This window comes from Phormidesmis sp. 146-33 (assembly GCF_052939515.1).
Genome location: NZ_JBJPHU010000082.1, coordinates 1 through 25,546 on the forward strand (window position 1 = coordinate 1; position 25,546 = coordinate 25,546).

The window sequence follows — 25,546 nt, forward strand, 5'->3', positions numbered from 1 at the left end:
GCTTACTCGTGCAACAAACCTCAATATTTATTCTCACCCTTCTGCCTACAGCAACTCTGATTGCTTCTGCTTGCTCTATGGCAAACCCAACGCAGCAATCCTCAATATTTCCAGTCATAACGCCTGTTGCTCAAACATCTCCATCTGCCTCTCCGCCTATCGGACAAGTTGAAGTTGTCGCAGAATTGGACATTACTCCTGGAAACGTTACTGCATCAAGCGATGGGCGAATGTTTGCAAGCGTTCATGGAATGCGGCGCGGTGCGGCTCAATTAATCGAGATCAAACCAGGTAAGAATAACTGGAAAGCCTTTCCGAACAAAGAATGGAATGCTAAACCAGGCAGTGGCGTGAATGTATTGAACACAGCTCATGGTGTCGCGATCGACTCCAAAAATCGCCTGTGGGTAACTGATCACGGCAATTGGATGCCAAACAATGGCAAACCACAGCAACCAAAATTAGTTGCCTTTGACATCAACACGCGGCAGGAGGTATTTCGCCTGGATTTTCCAGAGGAAATTGGCCCGCGAGGTGGCATCATGCAGGATTTAGCAGTCGATGCAGAACGTGGGTTTGTCTATATCGCAGATTGTGGTTCGACTCCTGCGATCGTCGTCGTCAATATCAACAACAAAACAGCACAGCGCTTTACCAATCACCCCTCACTCAATGCTGAGAATGTGGATTTAGTTGTAGAAGGGCAGACGCTAAAGTTTCCCGGAGCCGATGGCAAAATGCAAAATGCACGAGTCCCAATCAATCCGATTACGCTCTCTGCCGATGGCGAAACAATCTATTACGGCGCAATGAATGGCGAGACATTGTACTCAGTGCCTGCTCGACTGTTTCGAGAAGGAGCAACCAACGCTCAGATTGGTCAAGCGATTCAAGTAGCTGGCAAAAAGCCTGTCTCAGACGGCATCAGCACCGATGCAGAAGGGAACCACTTTATTACGAACTTACGCGATAGTGCGATCGATGTTTTACACAAAGACGGCAAGCTGACTCGGTTAGTGCAAGATAAGCGCTTTCTGTTTCCCGATAATGTTCGCTTTGGCCCAGATTCTTGGCTATACGTTGCCGTCAATCAACTGCATCGCAGTTCAATCTTTACGGGCAAAGCGGATGCTGGACGGCCTCCCTATCTGATTGCGCGCGTGTGGACTGGGACAAAAGGACAGCCTGGACGATAAACCTAGCCACCAACTTAATGGGAGAAAGCTCAATGCAATGGGTGAAGCTGAAAATGCAGCAGACTGCGATCGCTCGGTGGCGATTATTTTGGCGATTACTGGGGAAATTCATTCTATGTAGCGGATTGGTGCTTGGTTCGATCTGGATTGTGATCGGGCTGATCCACCCGTTGCCCACAATCGCTCAGACTCCTAGCAATTCTCTCTGGCAACTCAATTCTTCAACCGAGGCTCTGGGCATTGCCCTGGAAGGACTACCCTACCCCTACCCTGTTCAGTTTTTGAGCTTAACTGTGGAAGGGGAGCCTGTTCGCATGGGCTATATGGATATCCGGCCTGGCGCTCAGGCGAATGGCCGAACGGCTCTCCTCTTACATGGACGAAACTTTTCGGGAAACTATTGGCGGCCCACAATCCAAGCGCTGTCTGCCGCAGGGTATCGCGTGATTGTACCTGATCAAATCGGATTTGGTAAATCTAGCAAACCTGATGTAGATTACAGCTTTGATATGCTGGCGACGAACACGATACAGCTTCTCGACGCGCTGAACATTCAACCTATAGAGGTTATGGGACACTCAATGGGTGGAATGTTAGCAGTGCGCCTGGCGCGGCTATTTCCAAAGCGCGTCCAACGAGTTGTGTTAGAAACCCCTGTCGGGTTGGAAGATTATCGATTAAAAGTGCCGCCTCAAACGATCGAACGATTGCAGCAGGATGAATCTCTGAGCGACCCAGCGGCCATCGAACGCTTCCTACGCAACTTCGTTAAAACGTGGGTAACGGAACGAGATCAACGCTTTGTTCAAACTCGTGTGCGTTTGGCTCAAAGTGCAGAATACAGTCGATGGACACGGGCAATGGCTCGATCTTGGCAGATGATTTATCGAGAACCGATTCGCTACGAATTATCTGTGCTGAAACAACCCACACTCCTGATTATTGGCTTGGAAGACCGGATTGCTCTCGGTCGAGCTTATGTTAGTCAGGAGGTTGCAGCGACAATGGGCAATTTTCCAGAACTCGGTCGCTTTGCTGCACAGGCAATTTCTCGTAGTACTCTGGTAGAGCTTTCGGGCGTGGGTCATATTCCTCATCATGAAGCGCCAGAGCAAGTTAATCAAGCGTTGCTAAAATTTCTGGCACGGTAATACAATCGAGCGATCGCTCAAACAAAATAACTTATTAGCGTGAATTCGATGAAACCTTTCGCTGCGGTTACCAATTCAGGCAGCCCGCTTGGATGGCTGTGTTTTAAAGCGTCTCCTTAGCTGGTTTTTTGAGCTTGAATCACTTGCAGACTGCCCCCAGCGTGAAGAGAGCGATTAGCGCCGGGCGCAACTCCAGAGGAATCGCCCACCTCAAATCCAATCTCACTCAACAATTGAACTAGATCTGTTTTGAGAAACTTCCAGGCAGTTTCTGTTTCAAATAGCCAGAAGAATATGGCTAACCCCGGCACAAAAATCGGGTTGGTTGGTCGATGAAAATCGACCATCGCAAAATAGCCACCCGGCTTGAGAACTCGATAGACTTCTTGCAAAATTTGCTGCAATTGTTCAGGCTCCATCTCGTGCATCGCGGCACTGGTGTGAACTACATCAAATTGATTGTCTGGTAACGGAATTTTTTCAGCAAACGCCTCAATATAGTCCGCTTGAGGAACGTTTTGTTTGGCCCGTTTAATTGAAAGTGGCGAGGCATCTAATCCAGTGACGTGGTGCGATCTCTTCGAGTTACCCGCAAGGGGTCGTTTCACCAAAAATTGCGTTGTTTGGCCACTTCCACAACACAGATCCAGCACTTTTGAATCTGGGCCAATGTCTAACCCCTCTAAAGCCAATTGTCGAAACCGACGTTCTCCGCCTACAGACAGCGCTGCCAAACGAGAGATGCCATCATATAACCACTGATATTGATAACTTAAATCGCGGAGAATAGTAGCCATTTGGAGGGATGAGGGAGGAGGAATGAGGGAGGAGGGATGAGAGATGAGGGATGAAAGGGAACAGTTTGAGTTGGTGCTTCGTTAGGTTGGGGAGAACGTAGACAATTTCTTGGCTTCGATGCTGTCCCGCCCTGCCCTGGAAGTACGGGCTAGTAAGAGAAAGTCCACTGAAGGGACTTAGGAGCCGTTTCAGTTCTTCTAGTCCGTTTCAACGGAGTTTGCACCGTTAGCCCGGATTCTATTCACGGGCGAGTGTTGCAACAAACGACAAATTTCCAACCATTCTCTAACTCTAGAACCCAAACCCCATTTCTAACCTCCTCCCTCCTCCCTCCTCCCCTTCCGAGGCGCGATCGCTCCACTCCGCTGCAACGCTGTCTCCACTGCCTGCTGTTGATCTCGGCGAGAAATCCACTGGTGATAAGTGCGCGTGTGAACGGCCACTGAGTGCCCCATCATTCGAGCGGCAACCGTATCCGGCAGACCAAAGTGAATCGTTCTCACCGCCCAGGCGTGGCGCAAATCGTAGGGAGAAAACGGCACCTGATAGCGACGAAACTGAGCCGTCACCCGCTGCCCAATGACCTGAAGTGTGGTCTTGGTTAAGTCAGTCTCGATCGCTGGCAATTTCACCGTCTGCAAATCAAATTCCTCGATCCACTCCGGGTAAAACGCCCAGACTTCATGACTTCCCGTTTTGGTAGTGGACAAAACCTGCACTCTGGTTTCGTCGCCCTTAAGTGCAGAAAAGTCGCAGAAAAAGACCTCGTGATTTCTCAAGCCGTAGGTGGCCATCACCCCATAGACAAACTGCCACGCAGGATTAGGAATCGTCTCCCAAATCGCCAAAATTTCTTCATCGGTGGGCAACTGGCGAAACTGCATTTCACTGGCACCATAGCCGCCCCACAGGGTTTTGAGATCTTTGGGCAGCTCCAAATTGAGAAACTCAGCCAGCGCATTTAGAGCCGTACAGCAGACCTGCCGACTGCGAGAATTGATCCCCGTCGAGTCAACGGTTTTGTAGATGGCTTCTGCGATCGTCAGTTGTCCATTACTCTGAGCGATCGTTGCCAATTTTTTAAGATAGGGCGCATAGGCACAATTCCAGGTGGTTTTGGTCGAAGCGGGATTTTTGAGGCGATCGCTCTGACTAAAAAAATCTTGCTCAAAGGCTTGAAGCTGTTCGGCGAAATCCATTTGGCTGAGACGCTTTCCCCCCGCAAAGGTGCGATGAGTTTTCCAGTCAAAGCTGCTTTGAATCAGTTGCGCCGCAATCACCTTGGCTTCTTGTTCGGCTTGTTTGAGTCCGGCTTTGGTCGCAGGCAAGCCCAGACTGAGGCGCTGTTGGTAAGGATTCACGCGAGGGCTGTCTGGACGCGGCGGCAGCGTCGCCCTGAGATTTAATTTAGTGCTGCGACGCTCAATCTGTACGCCCAGTCGAGCAGCTTTGAGCCGCTGATTAATTTGAACGATCGCTGCGTCCACCGCTTCAAAACCCGCATCCATCGCTGACTAACCTGAGACTCCTTAACGTTTGTTGATAGTAGCAGCTTGCGATCGTCTTGCTGCACGGCCCTATAATTGCAACAAATTCTCAATGAGATCTGAAATTTATAGCGAGTTTGCACCCTCAAATCACTCTAAGGGCGGATTCGTAATACTTTCTTCAAACTCATGAAGATTTTATTGTTAAAATCAGTAACAAAGCTGAGAACTGAAGGGATTTTTGTAGCTATGGGTCGAGTAGGAGTTCTATTGCTCAATTTAGGAGGGCCGGATCGCCTGGAAGATGTCCGCCCCTTTTTGTACAATCTATTTTCTGACCCAGAAATCATTCGTCTGCCCTTCCCGTGGCTACAAAGTCCTCTGGCGTGGTTGATTTCGACCTCTCGTGCCAAAAAATCTCAAAATAACTACAAGCAAATCGGCGGTGGGTCTCCTCTAAAGCGCATCACTGAAGAGCAAGCGCAAGCCCTTCAAGAACAGTTGCGCCACCACGGGCAGGATGTCAGCGTCTATATCGCAATGCGCTACTGGCACCCGTTTACCGAAGAAGCGATCGCTCGCATCAAACGCGATGGCGTAGATCAACTGGTGGTTTTGCCGCTCTATCCTCACTTCTCGATTAGTACCAGTGGGTCTAGCTTCCGATTGCTCGAAGATCTATGGCGCAGCGATCCCGTTCTCGATCAGGTCGAATACACGGTGATTCCATCCTGGTACGATCGTCCGGGTTATTTGCAAGCGATGGCAGACTTGATTGCCCAACAGTTAGATCAGTTGCCCAACCCTGATCACGCTCACATTTTCTTTAGCGCTCACGGTGTGCCAGTCAGCTACGTCGAAGAAGCAGGCGACCCCTATCAGCAAGAAATTGAGAATTGCACTGAGCTAATCATGCAGACTCTAAATCGCCCCAATCCTCACACGCTGGCTTATCAAAGTCGAGTCGGGCCGGTCGAATGGCTAAAACCTTACACTGAGGATGCGATCGAAGATCTGGCTGCTCAAGGCGTTGAGGACTTGGTGGTTGTACCGATCAGCTTTGTTTCTGAGCATATTGAGACACTGCAAGAGATCGACATGGAATATCGAGAAATCGCTGAAGAAGCAGGAATTGAAGGCTTCCATCGAGTTCAGGCGCTCAACACGCACCCAGTCTTTATCAACGACTTGGCCGAAATGGTGGTCGATGCGCTCAATTCGCCTGCGGTAAAGTTTGAAGAGGTGATTCGCCCCGACAAGGGAACCAAGATGTATCCTCAAGAAAACTGGGAATGGGGGCTGACGACTTCTGCTGAGGTCTGGAATGGACGAGTAGCCATGATCGGTCTGCTAGCGTTGATTTTAGAAATGCTGTTGGGGCGTGGCCCACTTCACGCCTTCGGGTTGATGTAGATTAGGCACAAATTAACTTTGCTTCTGGCTAATTTAGACTTTTTGCAGGAATTCTTGTCTTGAGCTTCCCTTTTTTTGGGGGATCAATAAAGCGGACATCTCTCTTAGGACTTACGCACTGTACAAGAGAGCCATTGTGTGGGGTAACGTATCTGCGTTAGTGTGGGCCTTTAAAAACTGCCCTTTGCGGGCTGAGATCGCTAGATAGGAAGCAGAAAAATCATGCTCAAAGGGCTGAAAACCATACCTCCTATCTTGGATTTTCTGTCAATGCGTAAGTCCTATCTCTGAGAAATTGGGGTAAAAGATTTTTGTTCAAAAAGGCCTTTAAACTAAACGTCAGTTCGATGAACGCTTCGCTTTTAGCTCCAGGAACGCCCCCTAAATCCCCCACGAGTGAGGGACTTTGAACCAGAACTCCTCTCTTGAAGTCCCCCAAAATTGGCAGCTTGAGGGGCAAAAGCCGTGAACAACGAAGTGGAAAAGCTCTCATCGAATTCACGTTAAATTAAACGTCGTAGAGGCGCGATCGCAACGTGGGCATTGTCTACCTTACCCTTGGTAACTTCTTTTGTGAGAATAGCTTCCGACGGTCACAAATACTCAAAATTACCCTCGTTCTCCTGGTTGAATGACAAAACTCCTGAAACCCTCGATTCTTCGTAGGTTGGTGTTGAGCAACTCGAAACCCAACAGCAGCCTTTCTACCGTTGCTAACGTTGGGTTTCACCAGGTTCGACCCAACCTACCTGAAAAGATTTGTTAGTCAATCAGCCTCGTTCTCTTATCTTTTTGAAAGATATCTGAGTCGAGGATTGAAACTATGCACAGAAACCATACACAAAAGAATTAACTCAAGATCAAGCAACTCAAGCGAGTATTCCTGACTTCTGAAGATTGCTCTGTAAAACTAACTAGCTCTCACTAAGACTGTCGTCCTTGTTTTTAGCTAGCGTCGTTTTGGGTCTTATTTTGACCCAGGTGATTGACCATTTTAATGAGATCCTGCATGGCGGTGTCCTTCTTACAAAAGGCATCCACTTTAGCAGTCTGTAGCATGACTTCGGTCTGGGGGTCTTCTAGAGATGAGTAGGCCAGAATCTGAGTCGTTGGATGGGTACTTTTGATCTGCGTCGAGGCACTTAGACCATCCATAATAGGCATCTGAAGATCCAGAATGATCACATCTGGAGAGTAACGCCTGGCCATTTCAACGGCTTCTTTTCCGTTGCTGGCTAAACCGACAAGCTCAATCCCCTCCTGATTCTTGAGGGCAAGTTTCAGGCTGTATCGAGTCAATTCATGATCATCAACAACTAAAACACGCAACACTAGACGCTCACAAGACAGCATTTACTCTGGTCACATACTTTTATACCTAGATGAAGTGTAACCGTTGAGACGCTTTGCAAACCTCTACCATAGGGATTAACCAAATTGTCTTTAAGAAGACAGAGAACGGGATCAAAGAGAATTGACTAAACAGGGCGAAATGAGAGGGTGAGTGTTGGACATTCACTTCTCAATTGGGTGATCTTTTGGCAGTCTCTTTGATCGCCTCACTTGATCGCTACATCCAATCTTTGAGCAATGCCTGTCTTCTCGGATGGCGCAGTTTTCGCATAGCTTTGGCTTGAATCTGCCGCACCCGTTCGCGAGATAGATGATAGAGTTCGCCGATTTCAGTGAGGGTGTAGTGTTGACCGTCAGTGAGACCAAATCGCAGCTTGATAATTTCTCGTTCGCGATCGCTCAGGTGATCTAAAACTGAATTGAGGCGATCGCACAGCAGCTTGTGGTCAAGACAAACATTGGGCGCTACGTTGTCTGAGTCTTCGATGAGTTGCATTAGTTCTGTGTCTTCGTCGCGTCCGACCCAGGCGTGGAGCGATAAAGTGCGCTGACTTACGTCTAAGACTTGCTCTAGCTTGTCTTCTTCCATGTCCAAGGCTGCGGCGAGTTCTTGCTTGGTGGGCTTTCTGCCTAGCGTCTGAGAAAGGGTTTGACGGACTTTGCGGACTTGATTGAGCTTTTCGACCATGTGGACGGGGAGGCGAACCGTGCGAGACTGAGAGGCGATCGCCCGTGTGATGCCCTGACGAATCCACCAGTAGGCGTAAGTTGAGAATTTGTAGCCCCGTTCATAGTCAAATTTCTCAGCCGCACGCATCAAGCCCATAGCTCCTTCTTGAATTAAATCGAGAAAAGGAACGCCTCGATTGAGATATTTCTTAGCAATAGAAACGACTAGTCGAAGATTTGCCCGAACGAGTCTTCGTTTAGCTTGCTCTCCGACGACCCCTCCTTTTGCAATTTCTCTAGCAAGCTCGATTTCTTGTGCTTGGGTGAGCAGGGGATAACGAGCCATTTCTCGCAAAAATATGCCAACTGAGTCATCAGAAAGACCGAGATAATCACTGGTTTTGCCCTTGACTGATCGAGCAAGATTTTCGGGGGTCAACTCTTCATTATCTATGGCTTCCAACTCAGTTAAGTCGATATTGGGTTCGATAGCAACCGCGTCGATCGGAAAGGAGTCAGCAGGTAATTTAGTTGTCATTGTAGGTCATGCCAAGGTTGCAACGTTTCGAGCAAAAATTTGCTTCCAACTTTAGCTCAATTCACGGACTTTGTTCACATTTTTTCGAGAAAAACAGATTTTTTTGTTTCTTTCTTCTTCTCGATTGCTATTTTTTGTTTATTAACCAAAATTGCTGCTTTCTAAAGTGAAATATCCGTAGGTCTACGGAAGAAACAAGGGTGGTTAAAAACGGTATATTAAACGATTTTTGTCTTTGTGCCTCTCTTTTTAGGATTAAGATTTCGTCCCTCAACAATTAGTCACGGTTATAGCGCAGTTTTGGTTTTTTGTCGATCGCAAACGCGATTATCTCCCCAAACCTCAGATTTGAGCAGTTTTTTTCAAACCTTTATATTTCTGTAAGCTTAGAAGTCGGCAAGCAAAAGCAACGGGTTAAGGAATCTACTCAGAAACCCGTTTCCCAGCCTTCGAGAATAACGATATGCCTACCAAGTAATCAAGTAATTGCGATGTGCGACTTCGTTAAGTCCCCTCTTTTAAGGAGGATTGGAAAGATCACTTCACTCTGCCGCCTCACGTTAAGCTTTCCCTAGCTCCTTCAAGCTCAAGAAAGGGAGACATAGGTTTGAAGTCGCTCATTAAGTTACACATTAAAAGAAGTGATTGCGATCGCTCAAAACCACTTCATTTTTCATCGCGAAGTAGAACGAAGTTATCCTTCATTTCCCTGCTGGGCCATCTCCATAAAGATTTTTTGAGAATTTTGCTCTGGTGTCCCATTGGCGGGGCGACGCTGGAGATAGTGTCCGTCGGGCTGCAAATCCCAGGCGTGACGATTGTCGGCCAGCATGATGCCCAAAATTTCTTGCAGGTCTTTGGCAATGTTGGCATCTTCGACTTGCACAACGGCCTCGACTCGGCGATCGAGATTGCGGGGCATCCAGTCGGCACTGCCAATAAACAATTCATCCTCACCGTTGTTGTTGAAGTAGAAAATGCGAGAGTGTTCTAAAAATCGTCCGACGATGCTGATGACTCGAATGTTTTCGCTGATGGCTTTGAGTCCGGGACGCAGACAGCAGATCCCCCGCACGATCAGATCGATCTGAACGCCCGCTTGTGAGGCTTGATACAGCGTTTGAATCAGTTTTGGATCGACGAGGGCATTCATTTTGGCGACGATGCGCCCCTGTCCGCCGTTGCGCTGGTGTTCGATTTCGCGCTCGATCAGGGCCACCATGCGATCGCGCAGGTCTACCGGAGCGACCAAAAGTTTGCGGTAAGATTTTTGGCGAGAGTATCCGGTGAGAAAATTGAATAACTCCGTTAGGTCAGCACCGAGATCATCTCGACAGCTAAAGATACCCATGTCAGTATAGAGGCGGGCGGTTTTGGGGTTGTAGTTGCCTGTGCCAATGTGGACGTAGCGGCGAATTTTGCCTTCTTCTCGACGAACAATCAGCACCAGTTTGGTATGAGTTTTGAGTCCGACCAGTCCGTAGACGACATGAACGCCCACATCTTCGAGCTTGCGGGCCCAGTTGATGTTGTTTTCTTCGTCAAATCGCGCTTTTAATTCAACCAGGACGGCGACTTGCTTATCGTTTTCGGCGGCGGTGATCAGGGCATTGACGATCGGCGAGTCTCCAGAAGTCCGATAGAGCGTCATTTTGATCGCCAGCACATTGGGATCGTAGACCGCCTCGGTGATAAATCGCTGCACACTGCGAGAAAACGAATCGTAAGGGTGGTGCACCATCAAGTCTTGCTTGCGAATCACCGAGAAAAAATCTTCTTCACCATCTTTGCCTAAATCTTCAATATCGGTTTCGTTGACCCGTCTGAGGCGAGGCGGCATAACCGGACTCCAGGGCGGATCTTTGAGTTCGGGAAGCGGCAACGACCCAAACGAAAACAAATCTCGCAGACAGAGCAACCCATCGATTTCGTAAACATCAGTTTGGGTCAGTTCCATCTCCCGCACCAACATCTCACGAATGTTTTCGGGCATTGAGGAATGGACTTCGACGCGCACGATCGACCCCCCAAATCGCCGCTTGCGAAGTTCTTGCTCGATCGCCAACATCAGATCATCCGCTTCATCTTCTTCGACATCCAAATCCGCGTTGCGCGTAATCCGAAAAGGATGATATTCCGTGATCTCCATGCCAGGAAACAACGGATCAAGATTGTGGGCAATCACCTGCTCTAAAGGAACACCTGCCCAAACAGCCGGACGAGTTTTGGGAGCCGAGACAGGCAGATCTTGAGTTTCTAACGGCAATGAAATAAACCGAGGCAGCACTTTAGGAACTTTGACTCTGGCAAACAATTCTTCGCCTGTTGAGCCATCTTTGACAACGACTGCCAGATTGAGGCTGAGATTTGAAATGTAGGGGAAGGGGTGACTGGGGTCGATCGCCAACGGAGTCAAGACCGGAAACACCTGTTCGTCAAAGTACTCTTTTAGATAGCTGCGCTGTTCTTGACTGAGATCAATATAGTCCAGCAGATAAACGCCCTGATCGGCGAGTTGAGGACGCAGGGCTTGCTCAAAATGACGGTGCTGCTTGATCACCATTGGGCGCAGCCGTTCATTGATCAGTTGTAACTGTTCTTGGGGGGTGCGTCCGTCAGCGCTGAGTTTGCGGACTTCTGCCTCTACTTGCTCTTTGAGGGCGGCAACTCTAACCATAAAATACTCGTCCAGGTTAGAAGTAAAGATCGCCATGAACTTGAGCCGCTCTAGCAGGGGAGTTCGGGGATCAAACGCCTCATGTAGCACCCGATTGTTAAACTCCAGCCAACTCATCTCACGGTTGAAATAGTTTTGAGGATCGGTGAGATTTACGTCCGTCGTTTTTTTTTGCCGCCGCATGTCTTAAAAAACCTCGTCTTCAATACCGTTCCACCATTCGCCCAAATTCATCAGGTCTTGGTGGATGTCTGCCAGTCTGTTTTCGTAATCTTGGGGAGAAAGGCTCTCTCGTTGTTCTTTAAGCTTTGCCAATCGCAGTTGAGCCAAAAGCCACGGTTTTGAGATGCCGTCAGTCGCTTCGAGGTAGCGTGCCAAGTCGTTGCTATCCATACAGACTAGAGCGTAAGGGGTGAGGATTAAGGCAGGTTTAAGAACCGTCGAGTCAAGGCGAAAACATTGAGTGCTAAATGTGTCGGCGTTGCTGAATCAGGGGAGGAATTGCCCCGAAGCGGCGGGAACCCCAAGGTTCAAAGTCCCCCAATTTTGGGGATTTAGGGGGCGAAAAGATGGACACTTCCCACAGAGTCATCCCTCCAACCAGCAACGCCAATGTGTCTATACCCTATCGCGATCGCTCTCTCAATGCGTCTCTCTCACGTCAAACTTGATAAAAAAAACAGCCCCGCGATCGCGACTGTCTCAATAATTTTGGATAGTTTGCTCAACTGTCCGATCAATTGTTTGATGAATTGCTTGATCAATGAACTGTTGACTAAGCGGTCGCCAGATTTTGGGAAACAAAGTTCCAGTTAACCAGCTTGTCTAAGAAGTTGTCGATAAACGCAGGACGAGCATTTTGAAAATCGAGGTAGTAAGCATGTTCCCACACGTCGAGAGTGAGAAGGGCTTTTTGCCCGTTTGCCAAAGGATTTTCAGCATTGGGGGTTTTGACGACTTTCAGCGTTCCGGCTTCTTCAACCAGCCAGGCCCAACCGCTACCAAATTGGGTCGCAGCCGCATTTTTGAACTCTTCTCTAAACTTTTCGTAGCTTCCAAAAGCGGCCTCGATCTTGGCAGCCAGTTCCCCAGTCGGAGCGCCGCCGCCATCCGCAGACAGACAGTTCCAGAAGAAGGTGTGGTTCCAGACTTGGGCCGCGTTGTTAAAAACGCCAACCTTTGCCGGATCTTTGAAGGTGATTCTAATCACGTCTTCGAGGGATTTGTCTGCCAACTCGGTGTCTTTGGTCAGATTGTTGAGGTTGGTCACGTAGGCGGCGTGGTGCTTGCCATAGTGGTAGTCAAAGGTTTCGGCTTTCATGCCAAATGGCTCAAGCGCATCTTTGGCGAAGGGTAAAGGGGGCTGTGTGAATGCCATAGTGTTCTATCCTCTCCTAGTCTGTTTTTGGCTCAAACGAATGGAATCATCTTCGCACTCAATCAAGCTCGCCTCTGACCGCATTGTGAATAAAAATCGGCAGAAACATAACTTAATACCGAAATTCTACCATCAGTTAGAAGAAACCTGGAGCGAACTCGCAGTAACGGTGCATCGCTTCAAATCTTCAGGGGTCGCGCTTTTGTTGTTGAGTTCTAGTAATAAGTAGTCTGCGTTTTGAGTGGGGATGGACAGCGAGAAATTGGAAGAGGCGGCTGGCCCATGATCAAGTTTTGCAATCTGGATAGTCTGAGCGCTGCGATCGACTCCACTCAGCCTAATTTCTATACCGGGACACTGACGATCGTCATACACAATTTGCCCAGTGAGTTGAGCGCTCGATTTTGGCAAAGGATTGATATAGAGAAACCCACTCGATCGGGTCGGTCGCAGTGGATTGGTTTTGAGGTTGTAAACGCCGTTCATTCCCCACAGGTAGTAGCCTGGGATTCTGCTGGTGACGATCCAATCAAGTTGCCCGCCGGGGCGAGATCCCATAAAGGCTTTCATGGTCTCAAAGGTGGCGATCGCGGTGTTGAGTGAGGTCGATCGCTGACGCTGATAAAGGTTAACCTTAACCTGTTTCTCTAGCTGATAGGTTTCTGGAAGCTGCTTGAAGTCTTGAGCGATCTGCCAATCTTCAGAGAAAACCCGCCCCACCAGCCTTACCAAGTCCTGATCTTCGGGGCGAATATTGTATTGAAAAGGCGTTGCTACCGCGATGTAATCGGCTTGCAAAAACTCTTTGAGCGGGTAGCTGTCTCGCGAGTCAACGTCTTGCAGCGACAAGAAATTGAGCGACTTTTGGTGGTGCAAAATTGTTTCTGCACTCATTAGCAGCGTCGGATTGATGATGGAGGAAGACTCACCCACATAAATCGGCTCACCATTGGGCGTTTTGCTGCGAAGGTCGCCGATCAGTCGGGCAATTTCAGCGTAGTCCGATCGTCGCAGGGGTGGATTATTAGCCGCAAACAATTCGCTCAGAGGCGCACCGATCGTTTCTGGCAAAATAGTCATGCCAAAGCGAGTCGGCCGCAGGGGGGTTTGATCTAGAAAATCGACGGGGGCGAGACCCATCAGCGCATTGAGGCTGAGATAAGTCACAAAAAGAGCCAATCCGATTCGTCGCAGCGATCGACTGAGCGTTAGCCAAACTGTCCAGCCAAACGCAATCAACCCTAAAATCACCAACGGCGTAAAGTGAAGCGTATAGTGAACCGTCAACTGTCTGACTTTGGCCACCCACACCAGGCACAAAATCCCGTAAAACAAAAGGATAAAGGTCGTAGCAGGGCGAGCCAGGACACGAATTTTTAGCCCAACCGCAAATCCTAAAGCCGCCAGCAACCAGGCAACCCACCCAAACGACAGACCATAGAACTGCAAAGCTTGAGTCAGCGGCACCTCAAAAGAAGCGTAGAGACTGGTGAAATCGTTATGTAGCACTCGCAGGAGAAAGTGTTTGCCCAAGATGGCGATCGTTGCCACACTCACCAGCCCAATCAATCCAATCTGTGTCAAGTTGCCGATCAGTATCCGAATGGCTTGACGAGGTTGTTGCCGCAGTGTGAAAGAGCGGATCACCGCCTGAATCACCATCGCTGCAAAAAAAGCAATCCCTGCGTAGGCAAAGTGCCGCCGAAACAAAGGCGTGAAACCAAGCAAAAAGCCGATCGCCCCAATCTGCCAGCGATATCTGAGCGTGACATCCTGCAAGTAAACCCAAACCGCGATCGCGATTAGCAACGCCGCCCCCGCATCCACATATCCGCGCAGGGTTGGGGCCCAAAATAAGGGCGTGACGATCGCAATCAATGCACCCGACCACCAGACCGTTCTGGGATTTGCTGACCGAATCAGCTTTGTCGCGATCGCGCCCAAAACAAATCCAAACGGGACAGAATACAGCACACTAACACCGAGAATATAGACCAACCGCGAGTCACCAAATACCCAACGAAACGGTAAGAGCAACAGCGTCGGATAGTCGCTATAATCGCTTCCCGTTGATCTCCAGACACTCCTCAATGCTGGAAGGGGTGAGGCTTGTAGGGCAACCGCTAGTTTGTCTAAAATCCATTCATAAGTGACGTAATCAAACCAATAAAACGCCCGTTCGTGGGAGATATAGGCGGCTACAAAAATAATCGACATCCCCAACAAAAAAGCGAATAGCCCGATCGGAGCCACCCTTTTAGTCTCAGTCGGCAACTCTGCCTGCGCTTTCTCACGTGATCCAAGAGAAGGTAGCATTCCAAACACCTCTCAAATGGCAGATTTTGCTCTGCGACCAATAGCAAAACCGTCCTCATTTTGGTTGGCAGAAGCAAATTGTTAATCTATCTTGTGGGTGAGTCTTGGGGGGTCGATCGGCAGGGATGGCAAGAAGCTCTTTTGAGGCTCAAGATAGGAGTGAGGAGTGAGGAGTGAGGGGTGAGGAGAGTGTCAGTGGCTTGAGGAGTGCTAGAGGTTCTACCCAATATCAAGCGTCCAATGTCCAGTTAACCCACTATCAGGAGCATCCTGTTTAAAGCAAAAAAGCCCCAATCCACTAGGCATGGACTGAGGCCATAAATCAGGGTGCATCTACCACTCCTTAATGCCGCAATTCTGGACGTACTCCGGACTAACCGATCGGGGAATCATAAAGATAAAGGCAAGATTAGTTAAACTTTCGATAACGTAAATCGGACACATTGGGTTTTTCTGGCTGACAGGGCGTAACTAACCCTCAACGGTCTCACCGCGAAGGTACTTGGGTGTTTTTACTTAGTTCAAATTTCTACTTTACGGTCGGCACACACGCTTGCCATCTACGTCATTTGTACTGAGTCCCTGTAATACCCAACATTTCCTCGGCGAATGGGAACAAAGTTTGTCATTCTAAGAGCGGGGGATTTTGATGAAACTCTAAAGTTCGATCGCAAATATACCGATCTTGCCTGACCAGCCGCTTTAAGGAGCGGTTAATGAGAAATTGAGGAGTCGATGCGAACAGACTTTTGCCTTGACGAAGTAAACACGTAAACCAGGTCTTCTTGGAGAGTAGTTGTGACTCAGGAATTCTACATTTCTGTAACTCCCGTTGGAGAAGACGGATATCTGATTCGGACAGAACGAGTCGCGACCGGGGTGCCGCTTGCCGAAGAGCTAGTCACCTGGAAGGTCGAAGACTGGCTGACTCAAGCAGGTCAACTCATGCACGATCCGCTGCTGGGTCTGCTGAGAGGAAACTTGATCTCATTGGGTCAACGCACGCGATCGGGGTCAGAAAATGGTGCCACGCTGTCTTCGAGCCTGGTAGAGTTTGGGCAGAACCTCTACAACTCTCTGTTTCAGGGCACGATTCGCGATAGCTGGGTGATTGCTCAAGGCATTGCTCACAACCATCGAGAAGATCTGCGGCTGCGACTCGGCTTAAAGGGGGATCTCCTGCCTCGCCTCCCCTGGGAAGTGCTACACGCGGGCAATCGTCCGCTTTCGACGGGCACTGATGTCATTTTCTCTCGCTATCAGGCCTCTGCCTCGATGGCCACGGTTCTCCATTCGCCCCGTCCGCTCAGAACCCCCACCCACTCGCCCGACCAGAGCCAGACGCTACGAATTCTCATGGTTTTGGCGGCTCCCACTGATCAAGAAGTGCTGGCCCTCAAAGAAGAAGCTCATCACCTCAACCAAGAACTTCAAAAAGAGGCGCAGGACACCCTCTCAGGCATCGAATTGACGATTCTCGAACAACCTGGACGCGAACAACTCACCCAAGCGATCGAGCAAGGTCGCTATCAAGTTCTCCATTACGCGGGGCACAGCAATCTAGGCGCATCGGGCGGCGATCTCTATCTAGTGAGCGATCGCACAGGACTGACTGAAGTGTTGAGTGGAGACGATCTAGCGGGCTTGCTGGTTAACAATGGCATTCACATGGCTGTTTTTAACTCCTGTCGGGGCGTTTATACGGCGACCTCCGATCCCAATCGAGAAGCCGATGCCGGAAATCTCACCGAGGCGCTTTTAAAGCGAGGCGTTCCCGCTGTGTTGGCGATGGCCGAACGCATTCCTGATGATGTAGCTTTGACCTTGAGCCGTCTGTTTTATCGCAATCTCAAACAGCGATCGCCCATCGATCTCAGTCTCAGCCGCGCTAGACAAGGATTACTTTCGTCTTATGGCTCCAATCAGTTGTATTGGGCATTGCCGATCCTCTACCTGCATCCCGATTTTGACGGCTATTTGCAACCGCCGATCAACGAGTGGGACGAAGCCGAGACGGAGGACTTTATCGGAGAAATTGATCTCAATGACCCAGACTACCCAGACGACCAAAAAGCGGTCGAAGACATGTTTGGAGAACTGATTCGCCCCTCCGAAGCGCCCGCTCAAAATCCTTTTCAGCCAGGTGAAGATCTTTTCCCAGATGAGCAGGCTTCTTCAAACAGCGCACCCTCTCACAGCACCGAAGACCTGATCACGCTGGGGCAAGTTTTATATGAGCAGGGCGATACAGCGGCGGCGATCGCGACCTTTGGAGATGCCTTGGCGGTTGATCCCAATTCGGCTCCGGCTTACTACTATTTGGGGATTGCCCTCGAAGACTACGGTAGAACTACTCAGGCGATCGTGGCTTACGAGATGGCGGTCGAGCTTGACTCTACTTTAGAAAGCGCTCGACACAACTTGCAGCGTCTCCAAGTGGCTCATAATCTCCCTGGTCAAAATTCCGTCTCGTCCAGCAATGCTCAGCCCACTAACCTGATTGAGTCCAGCAATCCCCCTCAGCCCAGCAATCTCGTCCAGTCTGGAGTCTCAGGCGGGTCAGAAATGACGATCGCCTCCACCGATTCGCTGACCCAATCAACTCCCGTCGATCGAATTTTTGCTCGCCCTCAAGAAGCTCCATCACGGCAAAAATCTTGGGGGTTCAAGCGATCGTGGGCGATCGTGGGCGTGACCAGCGTCGTCATTCTAGGCGTTGGCATCTGGGGAGCCTCTCGCTTCTTGCCCAAAAATCCTCGACCCAATGAGATGCTGCCCCAACTGGAAGCGCTCACCCAAAATCCCAAAACTCCAGCCAATTCAGCGAACCCCAGTCGAGATGAAACCAACGACGCAACCGCACTGGCTATCAAGAATTTTAGTCAGGGCAACTTGAGATTGGGACAAGAGGGTGTAGAAGCGTTGCTCGATCGCGGAGCCATCACCGCTGCCGAAACGGCCTTTGCTTCCGTGCCGCCTAATCAACTCGACACGCCCGCGATTAGTTTTTTGAGAGGAAGAATCGCCTGGCAATCGATCGCTCGTGGCAACCGCAATTACGATCCCGGAGATCCGCGCCGCTATTGGGAAACCGCCACCAAAGGCAAGGCTGATCCGCTCTACTTCAATGCCCTGGGCTTTTCTTACTACGCAGAAGGAAATTTGCAACGGGCAACTGATGCCTGGTTTCAGTCCCTCAAGTTGAGCGAAGAACAGAAAAAGAATGGGGCACCTTCTCAAGATATGCTGACAGCCTATGCGGGGTTGGCCCTGGCTTCTCTCAAATCTTCACCCAGCCAGCCGCCTGCTCAAAAAGCTAGACTTCGAGGGGAAGCGGTCAAACTACGCGATCGCGTCAACAAAGCTGCCCCCGACAAATTCTTACCGGGCACGCTCTCTCGAAACTGGCTCTGGACAGAAGCCGCGATCGCCGACTGGAGATCCTTGCAGGCAATCAAGTAGTTCGCTTTAAGTCGTCACCCTCACATCAGCGAAGAAATCGACTTTTGTTTGCGAATGTCCATCATGTCCGCCAAACTCGCATCGCCCCAGTCTAAAGGATGCGCCTCCTCAGTCGGAACGACAGTCACGATCGGTTGAGGGCTGGCCGCAGGAGTAGACCTCTGAGGAGTCGCGATCTGCATAGTAGAACGGGGTTTTGGGCGGGTCACTAGTCTCGGTTGAGGTTTGCTAGGGGTCAGTTGTCTGGCCAGCAAGAAAGACATGCCACCACAGCCCAGCGCGATCGCGGCTAACAATCCAAACGAAGAGGCAGGCTTGGCTTCAAACTGAGGAGATTGTGAGGGCTGAGGGGTTTCGACTGCCAGTTGCGGCTGTGGCGTTTCGACCTCTGCCAGATCGATATGAATCAAACTTCTAACGCCAGCCCAAGACATCGACACCATCAGCAGCCAAACTCCGCTCCAGAGCAAGAAGGGATGTCGATCGGCGAATGTGATTAAAATTCTTAGCCAGAAGGGAGGCTGTTTTCGAGTGGAGAGTCGTTTTCGAGGGGAGGCTGCCGAAGAAGTGCCACCCTGATCAGTGCCCTGTTGGTTCACCATAACGATTTTAAGGAATTGTTTATCCAATGCGTACAGATTTTACTGAATAATTCCCTGTTTAGCTAATTTTCCTTAATTTATTAGAAAGAAAACCTATCTAACGACATAAGTAAACCGAGCCGTGAAGGGACTGATTTTTGTTGTAATCGCTATTAAAAACAGAAGTCAATTCACAATTTATACAAATCCTTTTTGTTTAAATACAGGTGAATTGGTGAAGTCTATCGCGTCAACTTACAGCCAAATTGTTTTGTGTTGGTGGTTTTTGAGTCAATTATTATTTTTAAAGCTGGTAATTGCCGGATAAGCTGAGTGATTTTTGTAACTTAATAACGGGCACAATGACTTTAGTCTTTTGCCGACACAAATTTAGAGTTGCCCGATCGTTTTAACTTGTGAGTTTTAGGAGTACAGAGTATGGAATCTGCTGGATCGTCCGTTTGGAATCGTTCTGAAGTGTCGTTAGAGACGGCCTTACCCGATTTGACTTCGCAGGCGGCATCAGCCCCGCTCACAACTTCACTGTCGCGATCGGCTTCTCTACTGTTTGTCGATTCCAAGGTGAGCGATTATCAAAGTTTGATCGCAGGCACCCAAGCCGAAGTTCACATTCTCGATTCGACGGACGCGATCGCTCAGATTACTCAAACTCTGACAGGACGATCCAACATTTCCAGTTTGCAGATTCTCTCTCATGGAGCAGCCGGACGTTTGGCGTTGGGAGGGGATTGGGTGAATTTGGGCGATCTCGATCGTTACGCCAACCAACTGCAATCCTGGGCAACTGCTCTCACCAACGATGCGGATATTCTGCTATATGGCTGCGATGTAGCCGAGGGTGAAATCGGTCAAGCCTTTGTGCAGCAGCTAGCAAAATTGACGGGTGCAGAGGTTGCCGCTTCGGATGACCTGACCGGAAACTTGGCCCTCGGTGGCGATTGGGATTTGGAAGTGAAGACGGGAGACATTGAGACACCTTTAGTCTTCGACCCACAAGCTTTGGCCCGTTACGACCACACTTTGGCAAATGTAGGGGATGTGATCATCAACGAGTTTTCTCAAGGCAGTGGTGGAGGGAAAGAGTGGGTCGAAATTTTGGTCGTCACCGATAACCTGAATCTTCAGAACCATCGACTCCTGGATGGCAACAATTCACTAAACATTCAACTAACTGGTACTGGCTTTGCATCGTTGAAATCGGGAACGTTGATTGTGCTGTACAACGGGGGTGATCAAGATGGAACGATCACACCGGACTTAGCCTATAACCCCACAGCAGGAGACTACTCTCTACAAGTCTCTTCCCTAAACGCCACTGGAAACTTTGCAATCACTCGCACTCTTGGCTGGAGTGGACTGTCTGGTGAATTTGGTAATGCAAGCCAGACAGATCTTCCGCAGCTAGTCAATACCAGTGGAACACAAATTCATGTTCTGCCTAGACAAAGCAGTGACGGAGGAAAATTTACGGCCTACCAGAGTAACGGTGCTGCGGGTGCTACCAATGCAAATAACTGGTCGCCTGATACCGTATCCACATCTGCAACGCCTGGACTTCCTAACGGTGGAAGTAATACAACCTGGATCAATAGCTTGCGTGGCAACGTTGCTCCTGTGCTAGATACTACTGGCAACCCGACTTTACCAACTATTCGGCAAGGAGTCTCTAATCCAATTGGGACGCGAGTCGCTGATCTGATTGCGAGTTTGGGCGGAACGGGCATCACCGATGCAGACTTTGGAGCACTCAAGGGGATTGCCATTACCGGAGCCGACAACACTAATGGAACCTGGCAATTCTCCACAAACGGCGGCACTAACTGGACAAATCTGGGCACTGTTTCGGACAATGCTGCTACCTTGTTAGGCGCAACGCCTCTCTACGCCCCTGAACTAGGAAATGCGATTAACACCCAGAGTTGGCTGTCTTATAACAATCTGCGATTTGTCTCTGGTATAGCTTTAGCGGGAACCTCAACCCAATCCTCTGGAACCAACGGCACTCTGCTCAACACCACAGCAGACATCCGCAACTATGCAGGTTACACCAACTATCAAATCAATCCTGATTTCTCACAATCCTTCAAGAATCCGGCGTTTCCATCCCTCGATCGCGCTTCCGGTTACGATCTCTCCTTCAATCTACAAGTTCTGCAAGAAACCCATACGAATAACGATCGAGGCTTTGCAGTCATTCTGCTCGGTCAGGACAATCAAGGCATTGAGCTAGGCTTTCAATTTGACGGCACGAACGGTCGCATCTTTGCCCAAAATTTAGACGCTCAAAATCAGTTTGTAGGAGCCGAAAGTATCTCCTTTAACACCAATGCACTCACGGCCTACCGATTAGCGATTCAAGGCAACACCTATCAGTTGTTTGCTAATGGAACGCAGATTTTGACGGGGACTTTGCGCGACTACCGCAACTGGACTTCTCCAGACGGATCGCCTAGTCCCTATGCGCTGCCTAACTTTGTCTTTTTGGGTGACAACACGACTTCGGCTCAAGGCATCTTCAATGTGGGCCAGATCGCCCTTCAGACCGACACCCGGATTCGATTTGTCCCCAATGCCACCTATGCGGGTAACGCACAAATTAGCGTTCGAGCCTGGGATGGGGCTGATGGTGGAAGCAACGGACAAGCCAGTGTGAATGTCACCAACAACGGAGGCACCACAGCATTTAGTACGGCGGTAGAAACGGTTACGATCGCAGTCACTCCCCTCCCCACCCTTGGCATCAACCGAGTCACTCAAAACGAAGGTAACAGCGGCACCACGGCTTATACCTTCACCGTCACACTCTCACAAGCTATCAACGATACCGTCACCGTCAACTACACTACGGTTGATGCCACAGCCACCGTCGCTAATAGTGACTATGTAGCGGCTTCTGGTCAACTCACCTTTGCCCCCAATCAAACAACTCAAACCATCACCCTTCTTGCCAACGGAGACACCCAGCCCGAAAATAACGAAAGTTTTGGCGTTCGGCTTTCTAATGCGAGTAATGCAACCATCAGCGGCACAGGCATTGGCTTAGGAATTTTGGTCAATGATGATGCGACCTCTGCCTGGCAAGTAGTGAGCAACGCCGACTTTGACCGAGATGGCTCGATCGACCTGCTCTGGCGCAACGCAATCACCGGACAAAACAGCATTTGGAGAATGAACGGCACCAGTTTTGCCTCGTCGATCGACCTGCCCACCGTGACTGGAGGCTGGAAAGTGATGGGACTGGCAGACTTTGACAAGGATGGCTTTACCGACATTCTCTGGCGCGACCCTAACACTGGAGGCAACGGCATTTGGAAGATGAACGGCACCAGTTTTGCCTCGACGATTGGGCTGGCAACCGTCACAGGAGGCTGGAGCATTGCAGGGTTGGCAGACTTTGACAAAGATGGCTTTACCGACATTCTCTGGCGCGACCCCAACACTGGAGGCAACGGCATTTGGAAGATGAACGGCACCAGTTTTGCCTCGACGATTGGGCTGGCAACCGTCACAGGAGGCTGGAGCATTGCAGGGTTGGCAGACTTTGACAAAGATGGCTTTACCGACATTCTCTGGCGCGACCCCAACACTGGAGGCAACGGCATTTGGAAGATGAACGGCACCAGTTTTGCCTCATCGATCGCGCTGGCAACCGTCACAGGAAGCTGGAGCGTTGCGGGCGTTGCTGACTTTGATCGAGATGGCTCGATCGATATTCTCTGGTATGACTCTCAAGATGGTTTGACCGGCGTTTGGAAGATGAACGGCACGGGCTTTGGGGGAGCCTTTGCACTCCCGATCACAGGAGGCGCTAACTGGCAAGTTGCAGGACTACAAGACTATGACAAAGATGGGAAAGTAGACATTCTGTGGCGAGCAGGCAATACCAACTGGACAACAATCTGGAAGCTGGATGATTTGAGCTTTAATTCATCAACTAACCTTCCACCTGCGCTGTAGTCAGGAGTCGATCGTTCAATCATTCGCTTTTGGGGCAGATTACAAAGTCTGCTCTGTTTTTTTAAATAATCAATGCAGCAGGAAACCGTGAGGTTATTATTGACTTTGCTCAAAGGCAGGACTAAATCCAGGTGTTTATCAGACCTACAATTTTGCTAAAAGGGTCTAATCTGTTGAAATAATTAAAAATCTTTAAGCGGTTAATAGCTGAAATCCACTCACCCTCCCTAACCCCTAAAACTCCACACTCAAAATCTTCAGGTTGCTCCAACTCTGTTTAAACAACACACAAATCAAGAAAAATGGTGAAAGAAATGAGCATTCTTTGTCCTCTTAGCGGCGAATCTGATGTTTTTTTGATCGACAAAATTAAAGCAGCATCTTTAAAGAAAGTTTACCGTCAGTCCTATCTAAAGCTAGATATTTCATCCGAGTTAGAGAAAGTACAAGAAATTGGTTTTTACCACTGCACCAAATCAGATTTAAGATTTTTTTATCCGGCAGTCAGTGGATCAGAAAAGTTTTATGAGAAGCTTCAAAAGTTCGACTGGTACTATACTGATGATAAATATGAATATGAATATGTCAAAAATCTGATCAAAAGAACTGATTCTCTTCTTGAGATTGGCTGTGGTAGTGGTACTTTTGCTGAGAAAATTACCGTTCAAAACTACATTGGGCTAGAGTTAGGCGAGAGGGCCCAAACGATGGCAACTCAGAAAGGTTTTACCGTCCTTCGAGAGTTTGTTGAAGAACATGCCGTTTCAAAATCTGGATATTACGATGTTGTTTGTGCCTTTCAAGTGTTAGAACATGTTGCAAACGTTCGATCGTTTATTGAGGCTAGTCTTCAATGTCTCAAACCCGGTGGCTTGTTGATTTATTCAGTGCCCAGTGCTGATTCTTTTTATGCATTACTGACTAACAATGTACTCAACATTCCGCCTCATCATGTAACCTGGTGGTCTGACAAAGCTTTGATGTATGTAGCTGATTTTTTTGACCTAAAGTTGATCTCTATTCATCACGAAAAGCTGTCTCCTTTACATAGAAAAGGATATCTCGCCTACATCTTGACCCAGCGCCTCAAGCAGTTATTTAGCATTCGAGAACGGCTGTTAGATGATTCACTGATTTATCGGCTGATCTCCAAATTTTCGACCTTAATCAGTCTATTTTTAGAACCTGGTCTACAAGACGATCGGGCACTACCAGTTGGGCATTCAGTCATCGTTGTTTACCAAAAGAAGGGGTAGCTTGAAAACTTTACTACTCAGTACCTTTGACATTAGCGGCGGCGCGGCGCGTTCTGCTTATCGACTGCACCAGGGATTGGTCAATTGTGGAACTGACTCAAAGATGTTAGTGCGCGCTAAGTTTAGTCAGGATTCTTCTGTGATTGGGGCTGATCAAAAAGTTACTCAAACCTTAAGTCGGCTAAAAACTTCTGTTGACTCTCTACCTAAAATATTGTTTAGAGGATTGGATAAAAATAAGCGAACTCCTTATTCTTTACATTGGGTTCCTGCGTTTAATTTGTCTAAGATTAAAGAACTAGATCCCGATATTATTAATATTCACTGGATTGGTGGTGGTTTTCTCAAGATAGAAGCGATCGCTCAACTAAAAAAGCCGATCGTTTGGACACTGCATGATATGTGGGCTTTTACAGGGGGATGTCACTATAGTCAGGGATGCGATCGCTACCTAAAAGCCTGTGAAAGCTGCCCACAAATGCCGCCTAGATATAACTTAGATCTATCAAGTTGGGTGTGGCAGCGTAAATCAGAAGCTTGGGCTGGTTTAACTCCAACTATCGTAACTCCAAGTCGCTGGCTGGCTAATTGCGCTCGTTCAAGTGCCTTATTTCAAGATTATAGGGTTGAAGTAATTCCTTATGGGTTAGATACAGAAACCTATAAGCCTTTTGAGCAGACCTTTGTTAGGAATAAGCTGCAACTTCCTTTGGATAAATACTTAATTCTTTTTGGGGCAAGTGATGCTCTTATCAACTCAAGGAAAGGCTTTAACTACTTGCGATCGGCGCTAGAAATTCTCAACCACAAACTTCGCGATCGCTGTGAACTTGTCATTTTTGGTGCCTCTCATTCTGATGGAATTGACTTGGGAATCAAAGCGCATTATCTAGGAAACTTCAATGATGAAACTGCCTTAGCTCAAGTTTATTCAGCCGTTGATGTATTCGTTGCTCCTTCTCTAGAAGACAATTTGCCAAATACCGTAATGGAATCGATCGCCTGTGGAACTCCCTGTGTTGCTTTTAATATTGGTGGAATGCCGGATATGATTGATCATCAGCAAAACGGCTATCTGGCAAAACCTTTGGACGCGATCGACTTGGCACAAGGTATCACCTGGGTACTTGAAAACAGTCAATCCCAGAAATTGCGCTATGCGGCCCGTGAAAAGGTTGAACAGGAGTTTAGATTAGACCTACAAGCCAAACGTTACTTATCCTTGTTTGCAGAGGCGAAAGGATGTTTGGAAAATCTTGAGATACCGGGCAAATCTTGAAGTTAGTTCTCAGA

Annotated in this window: 16 protein-coding genes; 7 read left to right on the forward strand and 9 right to left on the reverse strand. The window is 48.8% G+C overall.

The genetic code is table 11. From position 1 onward, the window contains the following. The coding region (locus ACJ2PR_RS25135; protein ID WP_446878994.1) for an L-dopachrome tautomerase-related protein at positions 1-1,196 on the forward strand (1,196 nt) is incomplete at its 5' end. Between the two features lie 32 nt (positions 1,197-1,228). Beyond that, positions 1,229-2,347, forward strand: coding sequence for an alpha/beta fold hydrolase (locus ACJ2PR_RS25140; protein ID WP_446878995.1), 1,119 nt, complete (start codon positions 1,229-1,231; stop codon positions 2,345-2,347). A gap of 116 nt (positions 2,348-2,463) precedes the next feature. Here the strand turns inward: ACJ2PR_RS25140 and ACJ2PR_RS25145 are convergent, their stop codons facing one another. Continuing rightward, positions 2,464-3,144 (reverse strand): class I SAM-dependent methyltransferase, encoded by a 681-nt coding sequence (locus tag ACJ2PR_RS25145; protein WP_446878996.1) that lies wholly within the window; start codon positions 3,142-3,144, stop codon positions 2,464-2,466. A gap of 312 nt (positions 3,145-3,456) precedes the next feature. Next, positions 3,457-4,653, reverse strand: a complete 1,197-nt coding sequence (locus ACJ2PR_RS25150) for a site-specific integrase (protein ID WP_446878997.1) — start codon at positions 4,651-4,653, stop codon at positions 3,457-3,459. A gap of 228 nt (positions 4,654-4,881) precedes the next feature. Here ACJ2PR_RS25150 and hemH point away from each other — a divergent pair, with 228 nt between their 5' ends. Continuing rightward, positions 4,882-6,045 carry a ferrochelatase gene (gene hemH, locus ACJ2PR_RS25155; protein WP_446878998.1) on the forward strand — a complete coding sequence of 388 codons (1,164 nt, stop codon included), beginning with the start codon at positions 4,882-4,884 and terminating at the stop codon, positions 6,043-6,045. 945 nt (positions 6,046-6,990) lie between these two features. Here hemH and ACJ2PR_RS25160 read toward each other — a convergent pair. The 6 genes from ACJ2PR_RS25160 to ACJ2PR_RS25185 all read right to left on the reverse strand — a co-directional run bounded on the left by ACJ2PR_RS25160 (position 6,991) and on the right by ACJ2PR_RS25185 (position 14,976). After that, entirely contained in the window at positions 6,991-7,398 is a 408-nt protein-coding gene (locus tag ACJ2PR_RS25160; RefSeq protein WP_446878999.1) for a response regulator, read from the reverse strand. A gap of 217 nt (positions 7,399-7,615) precedes the next feature. Further along, the gene (locus ACJ2PR_RS25165; protein WP_446860013.1) at positions 7,616-8,605 is read right to left on the reverse strand and encodes a sigma-70 family RNA polymerase sigma factor; all 990 of its coding nucleotides are present in this window, start codon (positions 8,603-8,605) and stop codon (positions 7,616-7,618) included. 694 nt (positions 8,606-9,299) lie between these two features. After that, positions 9,300-11,465 (reverse strand): polyphosphate kinase 1, encoded by a 2,166-nt coding sequence (gene ppk1 / locus ACJ2PR_RS25170; RefSeq protein ID WP_446879000.1) that lies wholly within the window; start codon positions 11,463-11,465, stop codon positions 9,300-9,302. Between the two features lie 3 nt (positions 11,466-11,468). Continuing rightward, positions 11,469-11,675, reverse strand: coding sequence for a hypothetical protein (locus ACJ2PR_RS25175; protein ID WP_446860015.1), 207 nt, complete (start codon positions 11,673-11,675; stop codon positions 11,469-11,471). Between the two features lie 382 nt (positions 11,676-12,057). Further along, complete coding sequence (sodB, locus tag ACJ2PR_RS25180; protein WP_446868816.1) at positions 12,058-12,660, reverse strand: superoxide dismutase [Fe]; 603 nt, start codon at positions 12,658-12,660, stop codon at positions 12,058-12,060. A gap of 132 nt (positions 12,661-12,792) precedes the next feature. Then, positions 12,793-14,976 (reverse strand): hypothetical protein, encoded by a 2,184-nt coding sequence (locus ACJ2PR_RS25185; RefSeq protein WP_446879001.1) that lies wholly within the window; start codon positions 14,974-14,976, stop codon positions 12,793-12,795. A gap of 798 nt (positions 14,977-15,774) precedes the next feature. Between ACJ2PR_RS25185 and ACJ2PR_RS25190 the strand changes: the two genes are divergently transcribed. After that, the gene (locus tag ACJ2PR_RS25190; protein ID WP_446879002.1) at positions 15,775-18,438 is read left to right on the forward strand and encodes a CHAT domain-containing protein; all 2,664 of its coding nucleotides are present in this window, start codon (positions 15,775-15,777) and stop codon (positions 18,436-18,438) included. Between the two features lie 20 nt (positions 18,439-18,458). On the opposite strand, the gene ACJ2PR_RS25195 is transcribed toward ACJ2PR_RS25190, so the two are convergent. Continuing rightward, complete coding sequence (locus ACJ2PR_RS25195; RefSeq protein WP_446879003.1) at positions 18,459-19,040, reverse strand: hypothetical protein; 582 nt, start codon at positions 19,038-19,040, stop codon at positions 18,459-18,461. 417 nt (positions 19,041-19,457) lie between these two features. Between ACJ2PR_RS25195 and ACJ2PR_RS25200 the strand changes: the two genes are divergently transcribed. The 3 genes from ACJ2PR_RS25200 (at position 19,458) to ACJ2PR_RS25210 (ending at position 25,532) form a co-directional block, all read left to right on the forward strand. Continuing rightward, positions 19,458-22,997 carry a DUF4347 domain-containing protein gene (locus ACJ2PR_RS25200; RefSeq protein ID WP_446879004.1) on the forward strand — a complete coding sequence of 1,180 codons (3,540 nt, stop codon included), beginning with the start codon at positions 19,458-19,460 and terminating at the stop codon, positions 22,995-22,997. A 314-nt stretch (positions 22,998-23,311) separates the two neighbouring features. After that, positions 23,312-24,253 carry a class I SAM-dependent methyltransferase gene (locus tag ACJ2PR_RS25205; RefSeq protein ID WP_446879005.1) on the forward strand — a complete coding sequence of 314 codons (942 nt, stop codon included), beginning with the start codon at positions 23,312-23,314 and terminating at the stop codon, positions 24,251-24,253. A gap of 1 nt (position 24,254) precedes the next feature. Then, positions 24,255-25,532 (forward strand): glycosyltransferase family 4 protein, encoded by a 1,278-nt coding sequence (locus tag ACJ2PR_RS25210; RefSeq protein WP_446879006.1) that lies wholly within the window; start codon positions 24,255-24,257, stop codon positions 25,530-25,532. Positions 25,533-25,546: the final 14 nt, after the last annotated feature.

What these genes read in the sequence shown, in the direction of transcription:
- ACJ2PR_RS25150 (WP_446878997.1), bottom strand. Translation starts at nt 4,653, where the DNA reads ATGGATGCGGGTTTTGAAGCGGTGGACGCAGCGATCGTTCAAATTAAT.
- ACJ2PR_RS25200 (WP_446879004.1), top strand. Translation starts at nt 19,458, where the DNA reads ATGGAATCTGCTGGATCGTCCGTTTGGAATCGTTCTGAAGTGTCGTTA.
- ACJ2PR_RS25140 (WP_446878995.1), top strand. Translation starts at nt 1,229, where the DNA reads ATGCAATGGGTGAAGCTGAAAATGCAGCAGACTGCGATCGCTCGGTGG.
- ACJ2PR_RS25160 (WP_446878999.1), bottom strand. Translation starts at nt 7,398, where the DNA reads ATGCTGTCTTGTGAGCGTCTAGTGTTGCGTGTTTTAGTTGTTGATGAT.
- ACJ2PR_RS25165 (WP_446860013.1), bottom strand. Translation starts at nt 8,605, where the DNA reads ATGACAACTAAATTACCTGCTGACTCCTTTCCGATCGACGCGGTTGCT.
- ppk1 (WP_446879000.1), bottom strand. Translation starts at nt 11,465, where the DNA reads ATGCGGCGGCAAAAAAAAACGACGGACGTAAATCTCACCGATCCTCAA.
- sodB (WP_446868816.1), bottom strand. Translation starts at nt 12,660, where the DNA reads ATGGCATTCACACAGCCCCCTTTACCCTTCGCCAAAGATGCGCTTGAG.
- ACJ2PR_RS25145 (WP_446878996.1), bottom strand. Translation starts at nt 3,144, where the DNA reads ATGGCTACTATTCTCCGCGATTTAAGTTATCAATATCAGTGGTTATAT.
- ACJ2PR_RS25205 (WP_446879005.1), top strand. Translation starts at nt 23,312, where the DNA reads ATGAGCATTCTTTGTCCTCTTAGCGGCGAATCTGATGTTTTTTTGATC.
- ACJ2PR_RS25175 (WP_446860015.1), bottom strand. Translation starts at nt 11,675, where the DNA reads ATGGATAGCAACGACTTGGCACGCTACCTCGAAGCGACTGACGGCATC.
- ACJ2PR_RS25185 (WP_446879001.1), bottom strand. Translation starts at nt 14,976, where the DNA reads ATGCTACCTTCTCTTGGATCACGTGAGAAAGCGCAGGCAGAGTTGCCG.
- ACJ2PR_RS25195 (WP_446879003.1), bottom strand. Translation starts at nt 19,040, where the DNA reads ATGGTGAACCAACAGGGCACTGATCAGGGTGGCACTTCTTCGGCAGCC.
- hemH (WP_446878998.1), top strand. Translation starts at nt 4,882, where the DNA reads ATGGGTCGAGTAGGAGTTCTATTGCTCAATTTAGGAGGGCCGGATCGC.